16 protein-coding genes are annotated in these 14,059 nt (G+C 64.7%); 10 read left to right on the forward strand and 6 right to left on the reverse strand.

The window, feature by feature from the left end; all coding sequences use genetic code 11:
* The first annotated feature begins 6 nt into the window (after positions 1 to 6).
* The 3 genes from EB230_RS04360 to EB230_RS04370 are packed head-to-tail and all read left to right on the forward strand — an operon-like array spanning position 7 to position 2,275.
* Complete coding sequence (locus EB230_RS04360; protein ID WP_172371517.1) at positions 7 to 480, forward strand: CYTH domain-containing protein; 474 nt, start codon at positions 7 to 9, stop codon at positions 478 to 480.
* Positions 477 to 1,421, forward strand: a complete 945-nt coding sequence (locus tag EB230_RS04365) for a CHAD domain-containing protein (RefSeq protein WP_172371519.1) — start codon at positions 477 to 479, stop codon at positions 1,419 to 1,421. Before EB230_RS04360 ends, EB230_RS04365 begins: the two co-directional genes overlap by 4 nt.
* A gap of 53 nt (positions 1,422 to 1,474) precedes the next feature.
* Positions 1,475 to 2,275 (forward strand): YiiX/YebB-like N1pC/P60 family cysteine hydrolase, encoded by an 801-nt coding sequence (locus EB230_RS04370; protein ID WP_172371521.1) that lies wholly within the window; start codon positions 1,475 to 1,477, stop codon positions 2,273 to 2,275.
* Between the two features lie 7 nt (positions 2,276 to 2,282).
* On the opposite strand, the gene EB230_RS04375 is transcribed toward EB230_RS04370, so the two are convergent.
* Positions 2,283 to 3,083 (reverse strand): helix-turn-helix transcriptional regulator, encoded by an 801-nt coding sequence (locus EB230_RS04375; RefSeq protein ID WP_172371523.1) that lies wholly within the window; start codon positions 3,081 to 3,083, stop codon positions 2,283 to 2,285.
* A gap of 114 nt (positions 3,084 to 3,197) precedes the next feature.
* Here EB230_RS04375 and EB230_RS04380 point away from each other — a divergent pair, with 114 nt between their 5' ends.
* From EB230_RS04380 to EB230_RS04390, 3 genes are all read left to right on the forward strand, one after another.
* Positions 3,198 to 4,058, forward strand: coding sequence for an ATP/GTP-binding protein (locus EB230_RS04380; RefSeq protein ID WP_172371525.1), 861 nt, complete (start codon positions 3,198 to 3,200; stop codon positions 4,056 to 4,058).
* Between the two features lie 107 nt (positions 4,059 to 4,165).
* Positions 4,166 to 4,546 (forward strand): nuclear transport factor 2 family protein, encoded by a 381-nt coding sequence (locus EB230_RS04385; RefSeq protein ID WP_056576333.1) that lies wholly within the window; start codon positions 4,166 to 4,168, stop codon positions 4,544 to 4,546.
* Entirely contained in the window at positions 4,525 to 5,151 is a 627-nt protein-coding gene (locus EB230_RS04390; protein WP_172371536.1) for a DNA-3-methyladenine glycosylase, read from the forward strand. The genes EB230_RS04385 and EB230_RS04390 overlap by 22 nt, the downstream gene beginning before the upstream one ends.
* A gap of 106 nt (positions 5,152 to 5,257) precedes the next feature.
* Here the strand turns inward: EB230_RS04390 and EB230_RS04395 are convergent, their stop codons facing one another.
* From EB230_RS04395 to EB230_RS04405, 3 genes are all read right to left on the reverse strand, one after another.
* Positions 5,258 to 5,530 carry a helix-turn-helix transcriptional regulator gene (locus EB230_RS04395; protein ID WP_056576335.1) on the reverse strand — a complete coding sequence of 91 codons (273 nt, stop codon included), beginning with the start codon at positions 5,528 to 5,530 and terminating at the stop codon, positions 5,258 to 5,260.
* A 281-nt stretch (positions 5,531 to 5,811) separates the two neighbouring features.
* Positions 5,812 to 6,522: a phosphatase PAP2 family protein gene (locus EB230_RS04400; protein ID WP_056574062.1), complete on the reverse strand. Its 711-nt coding sequence runs from the start codon at positions 6,520 to 6,522 to the stop codon at positions 5,812 to 5,814.
* Positions 6,523 to 6,549: 27 nt separating this feature from the next.
* The gene (locus tag EB230_RS04405; RefSeq protein ID WP_056574065.1) at positions 6,550 to 6,888 is read right to left on the reverse strand and encodes a hypothetical protein; all 339 of its coding nucleotides are present in this window, start codon (positions 6,886 to 6,888) and stop codon (positions 6,550 to 6,552) included.
* A 173-nt stretch (positions 6,889 to 7,061) separates the two neighbouring features.
* On the opposite strand from EB230_RS04405, the gene EB230_RS04410 reads away from it, so the two are divergent.
* Together EB230_RS04410 and EB230_RS04415 are read left to right on the forward strand one after the other, a co-directional pair.
* Entirely contained in the window at positions 7,062 to 8,453 is a 1,392-nt protein-coding gene (locus tag EB230_RS04410) for a sensor histidine kinase (protein WP_172371538.1), read from the forward strand.
* The gene (locus tag EB230_RS04415) at positions 8,450 to 9,112 is read left to right on the forward strand and encodes a response regulator transcription factor (protein ID WP_056574071.1); all 663 of its coding nucleotides are present in this window, start codon (positions 8,450 to 8,452) and stop codon (positions 9,110 to 9,112) included. The genes EB230_RS04410 and EB230_RS04415 overlap by 4 nt, the downstream gene beginning before the upstream one ends.
* A 99-nt stretch (positions 9,113 to 9,211) precedes the next feature.
* Here the strand turns inward: EB230_RS04415 and EB230_RS04420 are convergent, their stop codons facing one another.
* Entirely contained in the window at positions 9,212 to 9,766 is a 555-nt protein-coding gene (locus EB230_RS04420) for a hypothetical protein (protein ID WP_056574075.1), read from the reverse strand.
* A gap of 272 nt (positions 9,767 to 10,038) precedes the next feature.
* On the opposite strand from EB230_RS04420, the gene EB230_RS04425 reads away from it, so the two are divergent.
* On the forward strand, positions 10,039 to 12,042 hold the full coding sequence (locus EB230_RS04425; RefSeq protein ID WP_172371540.1) for a PhoX family phosphatase: 2,004 nt from the start codon (positions 10,039 to 10,041) through the stop codon (positions 12,040 to 12,042).
* Positions 12,043 to 12,131: 89 nt separating this feature from the next.
* Positions 12,132 to 12,356: a hypothetical protein gene (locus tag EB230_RS04430; protein ID WP_056574082.1), complete on the forward strand. Its 225-nt coding sequence runs from the start codon at positions 12,132 to 12,134 to the stop codon at positions 12,354 to 12,356.
* A 116-nt stretch (positions 12,357 to 12,472) separates the two neighbouring features.
* On the opposite strand, the gene EB230_RS04435 is transcribed toward EB230_RS04430, so the two are convergent.
* Positions 12,473 to 13,660 (reverse strand): NAD(P)/FAD-dependent oxidoreductase, encoded by a 1,188-nt coding sequence (locus tag EB230_RS04435; RefSeq protein WP_056574085.1) that lies wholly within the window; start codon positions 13,658 to 13,660, stop codon positions 12,473 to 12,475.
* Between the last annotated feature and the right edge of the window lie 399 nt (positions 13,661 to 14,059).

Below are 14,059 nucleotides of genomic sequence, written 5' to 3' on the forward strand. Positions count from 1 at the left end.
GCGGCCATGGGCAAGGAAGTCGAGCGCAAGTTCCTGGTCTCCAGCACCGCGTGGCGGGAGTTGGTCGAGGCGGATATCCGCATTCTCCAGTTCTATCTCGCCGCGACGCCTGGCCGGACCGTGCGCATTCGCATCAGCGACGGCGCTTCCGCCAAGCTGACGCTCAAATTCGGCAGCGGCGCGCGCGAGCGCGACGAGTTCGAGTATCCAATCCCGCTCGCCGATGCCGTCGAGATGCTGGACTTCGCCATCGGACGTGTCATCGAGAAGACACGTCACCATGTTAGGCATCGCGGCTATCTCTATGAAGTCGACGTCTTTGGCGGTGCACTCGCGGGACTTGTGGTGGCCGAACTCGAGACGCCGGAAGACGTGCCGGACGAAATGCTGCCTGACTGGCTCGGCCGTGAAGTCACCGGCGAGCAGAAATTCTACAACGCGTCGCTCGCCCTCGGGGGGATACCGGAGATCGCCGCATGAGCTTTCGTATCGACCCGCGCCTGCCGCTGACCGGCGAGGTCAGGCGCATCCTTGCCGAGGAAATTGGCAAGGCGCTCCTGCATCTGGATACGGCGCGCAGCCGGCCGGAGCAGGGACTGCACAAATGCCGCAAGCGGCTTAAGAGTGCGCGTGCCTTGCTGCGTCTGATTCATTCCGGTGACGAAACATTCTGCACGACGGAGAACCAGTGCTATCGCAACGTTGCGGCCCTGCTTGCCGGCCCACGCGAGGCAACGGCGCTGATCGAGACAATCGACCGGCTGGCGGCAGCTTTCCCGAAGGAGAGCGCCGATGGCGGGCTCGATACCGTACGTGACCGGATGATTGCCCGCCAGCACGATCTCCACGAAGCCGCCGGCCTCGAAGCGGCGATCGGCGCGGCGACCGCCGCCTGCGAAGACGGCATGAAGCGGATCGAAAGCCTCGACTTGCCAGACCAGCCGGAACAGGCGGCCGACGTGCTTGCCGAAGGCGCCAGGGTCACCCTGCGCCGTGCCAGGAAGGCGCTCGACAAGGCTGGCTCGCGCGGCGAGGCCGACGATTTCCACGATCTGCGCAAAGCGGCCAAGACGCATGGCATGCACCTGTCGCTGCTGGGCAGGCTCTGGCCGACGCCTATCAAGGCGCGGCGCAAGGCGGTCGATGCACTGGGCGAGCGGCTCGGCGAATTGCATGATCTGTTCGTCATGCGCGCCTTGCTCGAGGCGGATGACGAGCCGCTTGGCCCGCCCGAGGACACGAAACTTCTCGGCAAGCTCATGAAACGTTCGGAGAAGAGCCTGAGAAAGTCATGTCTTGCCGAGGCGGCCGAACTGTTCGGCGACAGCCCCAAGCATTCGACGAAGAAGCTGGCCCGCAAGGCGCGCGGTGATCTGGCCAGTCCGGCGCCGCGCGACGAGACGAGCGCTTCGGCCGGCTGACGAGGCCTGCACGCTGGCACTTCCCCGCCGGCGTGTGCTAGTCACGCTGCATCATGACCGAGCCCGGCGACACGCTCCTGGACCGACTTGGCCGCTGGCTCGCCGGCCGGTTGCAGGAAGAGTCCTCCGGCTATGAACCCTACACGCCGTCGGATCCCGAAACGTTGCGCCGCACGCTGGAACCCGGCGACATCCTGCTGATCGAGGGCAACCAGAAGATCTCGGCGGCGATCAAGTACCTCACCCAGTCGACATGGTCGCATGCGGCCCTCTATGTCGGCGACGCGCTGGCCGAACCGGAGGACGGAACAGAGCGGCGGCGGCTGGTCGAGGTCACGCTCGGCGAAGGCTGCGTGGCGGTACCCTTGTCTCGCTACCGCACCTACAACACCCGCATCTGCCGGGCGAGCGGGCTGACGCCGGAGGACCGCGACACGGTCGTCGCCTTCATGATCGGCAAGCTTGGTCTGAAATACGACCTCAAGAACATTTTCGACATGCTGCGCTATTTCCTGCCGACGCCGCCGGTGCCGGTGCGCTGGCGCCGGCGCATGCTGGCCTTCGGCTCCGGCGACCCGACCCGGGCCATCTGCTCCTCGCTCATCGCCGAGGCCTATGGCCGGATCCACTACCCGATCCTGCCCGAAATCACCCGTGCGCCGGGCCGCGCCTCGGCGCAGTCGAGCTATATGCGCAAGGAAATCCTGCACATCCGCCACCACTCGCTCTACACGCCGCGCGACTTCGACCTGTCGCCGTTTTTCCGCATCGTCAAGCCGACGCTGGAATATGGCTTCGACTACCGGTCCGTGACCTGGGACGACAAGGCCGCCGACGCGAAGGCCGCCGAATAGCGGCCTTTCAAGCCGGAAGCGGGCGCCGTCCTTTTGCGGTGGGCTGCTCAGGCGTCCTGGCGCCGGCATCGCGCGGGTGCGGGCCGATCGGCATGATCGCGGGAAATGGCGTCGCTCCAAAGGCAAACGTCCATTTGTAGCCGGTGAGCCCGTCCTCGGGCGTCGTATGTTGGTCGTGGTGAGCCAGCAATTTGGCGCGCTCGGCAAGGTCTTCCGCTTCGCGCCGCACCATCTCGGCCGTCTCAGGCCGCATCCGCCTGGAGAAGCTGACGAAGGTCGCCTCCTTCTCGATATGGGTGATGGCCCAGCCGATGAAATTCTTGTTGGTCATCTCGAACAGCGGCCTGAGCGGCCCTTCGAAATTCCACTGGATCGGCGTTTCGACCAGCAATCTTGCCGTGAGGCCCCGGCCGAGCGCGATCAGTCCCAGTTCCTCGAGGTCGCGCAGATAGAGGAACATCGAGGCCTCGCTCAGGCCTTGCGAGCGCATGATGCCCTGCGGCGTGAACTTTTCCGACAGCATGACGAAGATGAACAGCAGCGCGGGCCGCCCAGCGAGCCGGCGCTCGATCTCGGGCGCGATATGGTTGACCGGCCCCGGCCCCCGGTTCATCGAGCCAAGCACGTTTTCCAGCTCGACGCCGGCTGCGGCGCATATCTCGACCAACCGGTCGAGCTTGCAGTTGCGCTCGTGGAAGATGCGTTTCACCGTCGGCTCGGAAACGCCCATGCGATCGGCCAGCTCGCGATAGGTGACGCCCTTCGCCTTCAGCGTCCGCTTCAGCGCCTCGAAGATCAGACCGTTCATGGGATGCACCTCTTGCCGGCAATTTCGTATCGATTTTCGATACTAGCGGCAATCAGGCTTTTCGAAAAGTATCGAAAATCCTAGCTCGTCGCCTGTCAGCACAGGAGAACAGCCATGAAACGCTTCATCATCCCAGCCTTGGTCGCCACCATCGGTATCGCGGCCGCACCAGCGGTCCAGGCCGGCGAACTCTGGCGCGCAACGGGCCTCCAACAACCGGAATCAGCTTTGTTCGACGCCGCCAACAACCGCATCATCGTCTCCAATATCGTCGGTAACCCCGGCGATGCCGACGGCAACGGCTATCTCAGCGTGCTGTCGCTGGACGGCAAGATCGTCACCCAGCACTGGACCGACGGCATGGACGCGCCCAAGGGCATGGCGATATCGGCCGGCAAGCTCTATGTCGCCGACATCACCAAGGTCCGCGTCGTCGATCTCGCCAGCGGCAGGCTGGTCGCCAGCATCGTGGTGCCGAATGCCGTCTTCCTCAACGACATGACGGCGGACCACACAGGCAAGGTCTATGTCAGCGACATGCTGGCCGACACGATCTACCGCATCGACGGCGACAGGCCGGAGCCGTTCGTCAGGGATGCGTTGCTGGCTTCGCCCAATGGCGTCTTCGCCGACGGCGGCCGGCTGATCGTGGCCTCCTGGGGCAAGGGCATCAAGCCCGACTTCAGCACGGCGGAGCCGGGCGGGCTGCTGTCGGTCGACCTCGCCAGCAAGGTGGTTTCGCCGCTGCCCGGCGCGCGGAGATTCGCCGACCTCGACGGCGTCATCGCCATTGGCGACACCATCTACGCCACCGCCTACTTGACCGGCACGCTTTACCGCTACGAGGCCGGCGGAACTCCAGAAGCGGTGGCGCATTTCAAGCCGGGCAGCGCCGACATCGGCACCGACGGCAAGTCGATCCTCTATGTGCCGCTGATGAACGAGGGCGAGGTGGCGGCGCTGAAGCTCGATTGAGAAACGGCGGCTCGGGGCGAGCCGCGACCTTTGCTAACAGCCGTCGATGGACCGTGGTAGGAAAGGTCCTTCGACGGCGATGGAGGTTTGCCATGGAAGACTTTGCCATGGAAGACGGGGGCATCCGGGCGGCCCTGGACCGCCACTGGGCGGCTTCCGACGCAGGTGACTTCGAGGCGGAACACCAGATCTACCGGGAGGATGCGGTGCTCGACTATCCGCAATCGGGCGAGCGCATCCGTGGACGGCGCAACATCCAGTCGTCCCGCGCCGCGCAGCCGAACCGCAAGCGCTTCACCGTGCGGCGGATCATCGGCAAGGATGACCTCTGGGTCACCGAATATGTCCTGACCTATGACGGGCGGCCATCCCATACCGTCAGCATCATGGAGTTCCTGGACGGCAAGGTGGCGCGCGAGACCCAGTATTTCAGCGATCCATTCGAGCCGGGAGCCTCGCGGGCACAATGGGCCGAGCGGATACTGTGAGCCATGGGGAAAATCATCCGCCGATCGCCCGTGCGGAACTGCCGAACGAGACCGTCGCTCTCGCCCGCTTCCTGATCGGCAAGCTGGTGATGCGGGCGTTACCCGAAGGCATTGTCGGCGGCCGCATCGTCGAGACCGAGGCCTATGTCGTCGGCGACGCCGCCGGGCATGGTTTCAGGGGAATGACCCCGCGCAACCGTTCGCTGTTCCTCGAGCGCGGCCATGCCTATGTCTATCTCGCCTATGGCACCTCCATGATGCTGAATGTCTCGAGCGAGGGGCAGGGGATCGGCACCGGTGTCCTGATCCGGGCGCTGGAACCGCTCGAAGGCATCGCGATCATGCGGCGGAACCGTGGCATCGAGCGCTTGCGCGACCTGGCGCGCGGGCCGGGAAGGCTGGCCTCCGCACTGCGGATCGATCGTTCGCTCGACGGGCTCGACCTCTGCCAGAAAGAGCCTTTATGGCTCGCAGGCGATGCCCAGAGCCCCGGTGAGATCGGGCAGGGCATCAGGATCGGCATTTCGAAGGATGCCGACCGCCTGCTGCGCTTCTATCTCAGGGGCAGCCCGTTCGTCAGCGGTCCGAGATCGCTCAACCGATGAGACGCCGGCCAGCCGCCCTCCTCCGTTGAAAGGAAGCTGGACCGAAGGACGCGCCTCTCACTTCCCCGCCAGCCGCGCCCGCGCGTCGTGGAGCCGGCACAGGTCATCAGCGGCCGCTTGGCGCCGGTGGTGCGGCGGGCTTGAGGCGCACGCCCCTGCCGCCGCGCTCGCTGGCCTGGTTCTCGCCGATCAGTTCCACCCCGGCCTCGTCGAGCGCCTGGATGACCTTCATCAGCGTATCGACCACGCCCCGGACCACGCCATCGCTCGCTTCCATGCGCTGGATGGTTGGAAGCGAAACGCCGGCGCGCTCGGCCAGCGTCTTCTGATCGATGCCGGCCAAAGCCCTCGCGGCACGCATCTGCGCGGCAGTGATCATCGGCCGGAACCCATGTCCGCGTCCGCGGAAATGGCGCATGACGTTTCAAGCATCAATATGAATCTTTGTGACTTAAACACCGTCGCCTGATTGTCCATTTCCGATACTTCCCGAGCATTGCAAGCTAGGATGTTGTCCATCTGAGGGAAGGGATAACGCGGTTGAGCAGTTTCAAAACTTTGGTGACATCGGCATGCTGGCTGTCAATGGCTCTGGCGCTGGCAGGCTGTGGTGGACACCTGATCAACAGATTGATCTGAGGGCAAGCCCGGGCGATGCGGTCAGGCGCCATAGGTATCGTCGCTCACCACCTTGCGCCGCTGCAGCATCCGCGCCACCAACCAGCATAGCATCGCCCAGGCGAAGCCCGCGCACCAGCCTGCCAACACATCCGACGGCCAGTGGACGCCGAGATAGATGCGGCTGACGCCGACCAGCACCGTCGTCAGCACGGCGAGGGACAGGACGTATATCTTCGTCGCCCGGCCATGCAGGAAGCGCGCCGCGAGCGAACCGAGCGTGAGATAGGTCACCGCCGACAGCATGGCGTGGCCACTCGGGAAGGAAAGCGATGTCTCGCTGACCAGATGCGAGACGAGCTCGGGCCGCGGCCGGTCGACGCCGACCTTCAGCAGGCTCGACAAAATCTGGCCACCCGCCACGGCGGCGAAGATGAGAAGCGCGGTCCCAGGCCTGCGGATCAACAGCAGATAGATGATCGTTGCCGTCGTTATCAGCACCAGCACGCTGGCGCTGCCCAGGCTGGTGATGTCGCGCATCGCCCCCTCCAGCCATGGCGGGCCGATTGGAATACCGGGTTGGCCCGCCTGGCGGAAGGCAAGCAGGATTTCGGTGTCGAAGGCGTGTGGCGTGGTGGCGCGCGCCACCTCCATCAACTCCTCGAAGCCCCAAAGCCCGCCGGCGACGACGAGGCCAGCCAGCAGGACCGGGAATTCGATCCGGTTAAGCAGGGTGCTTGCAGTGTCTTTCATCGGATCGGTACCGCGGCCTTCATTCGGTCATCGTCCCTGCAGATAGGGCCCGAGCGTGATCAGCGCCACGGCCGCGATCGCCATCACGATGCCGGCGGCCTGCAGGGCGTTGACGCGCTCGCCGAAGAACACCAGCGCGACGACGTTGACCGAGACCAGCTGAATGACGGCCGAGAGGCTGAAGGACACCGACATGCCGAACTCACGGATCAGCCGCAGCATGATCAAATTGCCCAGTGAATAGAGCGCGAGCGTCAGCAGGATCTTGCCGAGGCTCGGCGCAAGGCCCCATTGCTTGGCGGCGGTCGCCGCCAGAAGGAAGATCACCGTTGAAAAGCCAAGCTGCAGCAGTCCCGAAAACCCCAATGTCCCGTCCCCTTAGAAGCGGCTGCCGCCGCGTGCGCAGCGGACCTTGTTTCCGAAGCGCCCCGAGACGTCAAGCGAACTCGTTCCAACTAAGGTCTTGGCAACGGCAAGACTGAGGCTCAATGTGCCAATGTCGCCCAGCTGTCGATGGGGAGGGGGGCGGTCAGGGGCTTATGATTCGTATTCTGCAGAATTTGGCGCGGCGCTGGAGCGAACTTTCGCTTGCCCTGCAATTCCTCGTTGCCGGCGGCTTTGGCCTCCTGGCCGTCATGCTCGTGGTCGGCGCCTGGGTAACGACGCAGATCCGGGACGGCGTCATGCGCAATTCGGCCGCCACGACGGCGCTTTATGTCGACAGCGTGATCGCCCCGCTGCTGCCGGACCTGCGCAAGAGCGAAGAGCTCAGCGAGGCCGTCAAGCAGGCGCTCGACGAGACGCTCGGCCAGGGCGCGCTCGGCAAGCGGCTGGTTTCGTTCAGGCTCTGGCGGCGCGACGGCACGGTGCTCTACGCCAAGGATGCGGCCTTGATCGGCCGCCGCTTCAATCTGACCGACAATCTGCGGTCCGCCTTCCAGGGCAACGTCACCGCCCAATTCGATACGTTCGACGAAGACGAAACGAAGGAACAGGCTGTCGGCACGCCCTTGCTGGAGATCTACAATCCCGTGCGCGAACCCTGGTCCGGCAATGTGGTGGCCGTCACCGAATTCTTCGAGGTCGCCAGCGATTTCAAGGCCACGCTGGCTTCCGCGCTGCTGTCGAGCTGGCTGGTCGTGGCCGGCACCACCTTGACGGCTTTTCTGCTGCTGTCGGGCATCGTCCTGCGCGCCAGCCGCACCATCGACGATCAGCGAGGGGCGCTGCGTCACCAGGTGTCGGAGTTGCAGGAGCTGGTGACGCAAAACAGCGCCTTGCGGCAGCGTGTGCAGCGGGCGTCCCGCCGCGCCACCGCACTCAACGAAAGATATCTGCGCCGGATCGGCGCCGACCTCCATGACGGACCGGCGCAACTGGTGGCGCTGGCGGCGTTACGCATGGACAGCCCGATATTTTCGGACGACGGCCATTGGACCGAGAGCCGTTCGGCCGAGGTCGCGATGATCCGCAGGACGCTGGAGGATGCCATGCGCGAAATACGCGGTATCTGCACCGGCCTTGTGCTGCCGCAGATAGAGACGGCCGCCGCCAAGGAGATATTGCGGCTGGCCGTCGACGAACATGAGCGCCGGACGGGAACCTCGGTGACGCTTACCATGCCCAAGCATTTGCCCGAACCCGGCGCATCCGAGAAGATCAGCATCTATCGTTTCGTGCAGGAAGGGCTGAACAATGCGTATCGCCACGGGCGGGCCAAGGATCAGACAGTGCGTGCCGGGATGAAGAATGGCCGGCTTTTTGTAGAGGTGTCGGATAGCGGGCCGGGCTTCGATCCGGCGCGGGTCGAGGGGCTGGGGCTGGCCGGCCTGCGGGAGCGGGTCGAAAGCATTGGTGGCCAGTTCCAGACCTTGACCGGAGCACAAGGCACGCGATTGGTAATCAGTCTATCGGTTGAGGAGCAAGCATGATTGGCGTCATTCGAATCGCTATTGTCGACGATCATCCGCTGTTTCGCGAAGGCGTGACGCGCAGCCTGTCGGAGATCGGAGGCTTCGAGATCGTCGGCGAAGGCGCGACGGCGCAGGATGCCGAACGCATCGCCTCGACGGCGCAGCCCGACATATTGCTGCTCGACATCTCCATGCCGGGCGGCGGCTTGGCCGCGGTTGCAAGCATCCTTGCCGACAACCCCGCCCAGAAGATCGTCATGCTGACCGTTTCGGAGGCCAATGCCGATGTCACCAAGGCCCTGAATGCGGGGGTGCACGGCTATATCCTCAAGGGTGTCGGGTCGCGCGCCCTGGCCGACATCCTGCGCAACGTCGCGGCTGGCGAGAGCTATCTTTCACCGACGCTGTCGGCGCGGCTGCTGTCCGATCTGCAGTCCCCGCAGCCTGCCAATGCCGAGGCGGACCGGCTGCGGCAACTGACCGAACGACAGACGGAAATCCTCCGGTTGGTGGCGGAGGGGCTCAGCAACAAGGAGGTTGCCTTGCGCCTGCAGCTGCAGGAGAAGACGGTCAAGCACCACATGACCGGGGTGCTGTCAAAACTCAACGTGCGAAACCGAACCGAGGCGGCCCTCATGATGCGTGAGTTGCGCGACCGAGACAGGAACCGCGCGTAGGCCATCGCCGAACCGAGCGAGAGGCGGACAAAACGAGGTCACCTCCGCCGGGGGCGGCGAAGGTGAGGTGTGAAGCTGGTCGTTGCCTGTTGACCGGCCTCACAAGGCCTTGAGACGCCTGACATCGGCGGGCGTGGCCCGACGGTCGATGATCGTGCGGCCGAGCGCGTCGCGCATGCTGAAACGACCGTTCTCGATCTTTTCCGTCATGCCGTTGGGGTGCTCGACCGAGATCTTGCTGCCGTCCACGCTGACCTTGTCGCCGGTCGTGGCGTTGACATGGCTGGTGCCGGTGCTCTGGCTGGCACCCGGTCCTGAGTTGCCGCCACCATCATCACCGCCATCTGTTCCGGAATTGCCGCCGTTTCCATTTCCGTTGCCGCTATTGCCACCGCCGCTGTTGCCGCCGCTGCCGCCATTTCCATTTCCGTTACTGCTGCTGTTGCCGCCGCTGCCGCCGCTTCCATTTCCGTTACCGCTGCTGTTGCCGCCGTTGCCGCCGCCATTGCCGCCCTTGGCGGCCTGTGCGACAGCGGCATTGATCCCGGAGGCGGGGCCTTGCAGCGCTATTCGATAGGGGGCGATGGTCAACAGCAGCGTGGCCGCGGAGACGAGCGCCAGCCGGCAACAACGGGCCGTGATCGATCCGTTCATCCTGATCTCCGTCGATTGAGCCGGCGCGCCCACCCCAACGTTGCAACCAGCAACATCGCCGAAAGATGTATTGACCGGAAGCGACCTCCGACCGTTGCGTTTGTCACCCAGGACCTTTGGAAGCGCAAGACCGGACCAAAGTCCGACGTCATGGATGACAACTGCCTCGCGCGGAGTGGTGGAACAGGTATGATGTCACGAAAATGTGATCAGCCGGCTGTAGGGGTCGACAGGCGACAGAAGCTCCAGCCACTCGAAAGCCAGAGGCCCTCATGACCGAACATCGCTCCCCCGACGCCCGATTCCGCACCAGCCTGCTCGAGGAAAACGAAGGACCGGCCATCAACCCGACCGACAACCGCACCATGGGCGAGATCATCGCCGCGCGGTTCTCGCGCCGGGCGTTCCTCAAGGGATCGCTCGCCGTCTCGGCGATCGCCGCCACGGTCAGCCCGCTGGCCATGATCGCCGCGGACGATGCCCGTGCCGCGGAAGGCTCGGCCTTCAAGTTCGACGAGCTCGAGGCCGGCATCGACGACAAGCATCATGTCGCGCCGGGCTATGACGCCGACGTGCTGTTGCGCTGGGGCGATCCGCTGTTTGCCGATTCGCCGGAATTCGACCCGACAAAGCAGTCGGCTGAGGCGCAGGCCAGGCAGTTCGGCTACAACAACGACTATGTCGGCTATATCCCGATCGACGGCTCGGCCGAACACGGCCTGCTCGTGGTCAACCACGAATACACCAACCCGCATCTGATGTTCCCCGGCATCGTTTCGATCGTCGAGAAGGACGGGAAGAAGAAGGCCGAGGTCGCCCCGCTCTCGAAGGAGCAGGTCGATGTCGAAATGGCGGCGCATGGCGGCACCATCGTCGAGATCCGCAAGGAGGGCGGCAAATGGCAGGTGGTGCGCGACGGCAAGCTCAATCGCCGCATCACCTCCACCACGGAGATGGCGCTGTCCGGCCCGGTCGCCGGCCATGATCGCGTCAAGACCAATGCCGACGCGTCCGGCACCAAGGTGTTCGGCACCTTCAACAACTGCGCCGGCGGCGTCACGCCGTGGGGCACCTATGTGATGGCCGAGGAAAACATCCATGGCTATTTCTCCGGCGAACTGCCCGAGGGCCACAAGGAAGCCGCCAACTACAAGCGGCTCGGCATTCCCGAAGGCGCCTATGAATGGGGCGCGCATTACGACCGCTTCAACCTGGCCAAGGAACCGAACGAGCCCAATCGTTTCGGCTGGATCGTCGAGGTCGATGTCAACGATCCAACCTCGATCCCGAGGAAGCGCACCGCCATGGGCCGCTTCAAGCATGAGGGCGCTGAATCGATCGTCGCCAAGGACGGCCGCGTCGTCTTCTATCTCGGCGACGACGAGCGCTTCGACTATGTCTACAAATTTGTCACCAAGGGCGCCTTCAACGCCGGCGACCGCGCGGCCAACAAGGACCTGCTCGACGACGGCACGCTGCATGTCGCCAAATTCGCCGAGGACGGTACGGTGGACTGGCTTCCGATCGTCTTTGGTCAAGGCCCGCTGACGGCCGAGAGCGGCTTCGCCAGCCAGGCCGACGTGCTGATCGAGACACGCCGTGCCGCCGACCTGCTTGGCGCCACAAAGATGGACCGGCCCGAGGACATCCAGCCCAACGCCGTCAACGGCAAGGTCTATGTGATGCTGACCAACAATTCGAAGCGCAAGGCCGATCAGGTCGATGCGGCCAACCCGCGCGCCGAGAATGCCTTCGGCCACATCATCGAGATCACCGAGACCGACGGCGATTTCACGGCCGCAAAGGGCAAATGGGAAGTGCTGCTGAAGTGCGGCGATCCTTCAGTGGCCGATGTCGGCGCCACCTTCTCGACGGCGACGACGGCCAATGGCTGGTTCGGCATGCCCGACAATTGCGCGGTCGATTCGGCCGGGCGCCTGTGGGTCGCCACCGACGGCCAGGGCCCGAAAGCCACCGGGCGCACCGACGGCCTGTGGGCGGTCGACACGGAAGGTGCCGCGCGGGCGACCTCGAAACTGTTCTTCCGTGTGCCGATCGGCGCCGAAATGTGCGGCCCGCTGTTTGCGCCCGACGACCAGACCGCCTTCGTCGCCGTCCAGCATCCCGGCGATGGCGGCGAGGACTGGGAAGGCTTCGGCCGCCCGTCCTACTACGAGGATCCGTCGACGCGCTGGCCCGACTTCAAGCCCGACATGCCGGTGCGACCTGCGGTCGTCGCCATCACCAGGCAAGGTGGCGGCAAGATCGCGGTCTGATCTCGGCGCCAAGGCCCGAAGCTCAAGCCTCGGGAAAGACTGGCAATTTAGGAATGGCGCCCTAACTCCTCTCCCAGGAGACCGCCGCCATGCCAAAGTCAGTCTATGATCGTGGCCTGCTCAAGCCTGGCGAAATCGCCAGGCTGCAGCGCGTCTTTGACGAAGCCTGCCTGCGGCGCGATGCGCAGCCTGATTCGCCGGAAGCGCGCGAAATCGCCCTGACCCTGCTTGCGCTCCACAATGCCGGCATGGTCGACGAGGAGATGTTGATGGAAGCCGTCGGTTTCCGCCGGCTCGAACCCAAATCGGCGTGATGTCCGCGCTCGCGTCCAGCCCTATGCCGCGCGCTGAACGACGGCGACATTGATCGGGGTCCTCAAGCTGAAGCCGGCCGGCTCGTACAGCCTTGCCGCCCGCCTGCGCGATCAAATCAGCGTGACGCGCCCGATGGCCGGGAGGAGCCGGCGATCCGCCTGGCGATCGCCTTGCCCAATATGGCGGCATTGGCGAAGCAGCCGCGGATGCTCGGCCGCATGCCGGTGAACCACAGGCCTGGCAGCTTCGGATCGGCTTGCCCGCCGTTAAAGAGCGGGACGCCCTTGCCGTCGAGCACGCCGAGATTGCCGACCATGCGCTCCAACCCGGTGCGGTAGCCGGTCGCGGCAATGACGATATCGGGATCGACCAGGCTGCCATTGGCCAGGACCACGCCGTCGCGGGTGAATTCCCGTATCGCCGGCACGACGACGATCTTGCCCGATTTGATGGCGTCGACCGCACCGTCGTCAGCGGCGATCGCCGTGTAATCCGAAGTCAGGCGGCTGGCGCCGCCCGACGGCGCGGGCGGCATGCCGAATTTGGTCAGATCGCCGAAAACCAGGCGCTGCGTTGCGGCGATCGCCGCATCTGCGACGCGCAGCGGCAAACGCGCCATGAACGGCGAGAGCCGGTGCACCGCAATCTTGCCGATGCGCTTGGGCAGAAGCGCGGGCCCATTGCGGGCCGACAGCCAAAGCGCCGCCGTATCCACGCCGGCCAGATGATTGAGGGTGTCGAAGCCCGAATTGCCGGCGCCGACGACCAGCACCCTCTTGCCGGCATAGGCCGTGGCGTCGCCAAAATCCGCGGAATGGATGATCCGGCCCGAAAAGGCTTGCATGCCCTTCCACTGTGGGGTGAAGGGCTCCCTGTCGCGGCCGGTGGCAATCACGACATGACGCGCCAGGCGCGAGCCGGCGCTGGTCCGCACGGCCCAGTGGTCGCCCCTGAACACGATGGCCTCGACGGCAACGCCGAACTCCACCGGCAGGCGGTTCGCCTCCCGGAAATCGTTCATATGGCGGATAACGACGTCCCTGGGCGGAAAGGCGGGGGTACCCCGGGGATAGGCAAGACCGGGCAGCGCCGAGAGATCGCGGTGGGTGTTGAGACGCAATTGCTGGTGCCGCCGGTGCCAGGGTTCGGCCAGCCGGCTCTCCTTTTCCAGGATCGCCGTCGGCACGCCGGCCTTGATCAAGGCATGGGCGACGGTCAGTCCGGCGGCCCCGGCGCCAATCACGATCGCCGGCTCGACCGTCACCAATTGCTCCACCATCGGTCTGGTTGCCGTATCAGCCATTCACTCTCTAGTCCCATTCAGCCGCGCATTGCCACAAGGCTCGCAGCAGGCTGTAACCGTTTGATCGCGCGCAGCCTCATATATGGGTATCATTGCCGAGCCCTGCGCCGGGCCGCGGCCGCGCTCCAGGAGATTTCGTCGCCAAGCGGAAACGACTGGATCACGGAAATGCGGCCAAAACAACGAGATGGAGCGGAACGCCCGCTTCTGTCCGAATACATCCAGCCCTATATGGCATATCGGCGGCATCGGCGATAATCAGGTCGCGGCAATGTGATTGATTCGAGCTCCGGGGGCTGGCGGATCTCGTTACCGGCGCAGGAATTCGAAACCGATTTCGGCTTCCCGCCAGAATCAAGACGCCGTGGCGCGTCTTGCGTGTCGACAGGCACGCCACGC

Source organism: Mesorhizobium sp. NZP2234 (assembly GCF_013170765.1).
Lineage (GTDB): Bacteria > Pseudomonadota > Alphaproteobacteria > Rhizobiales > Rhizobiaceae > Mesorhizobium > Mesorhizobium loti_D.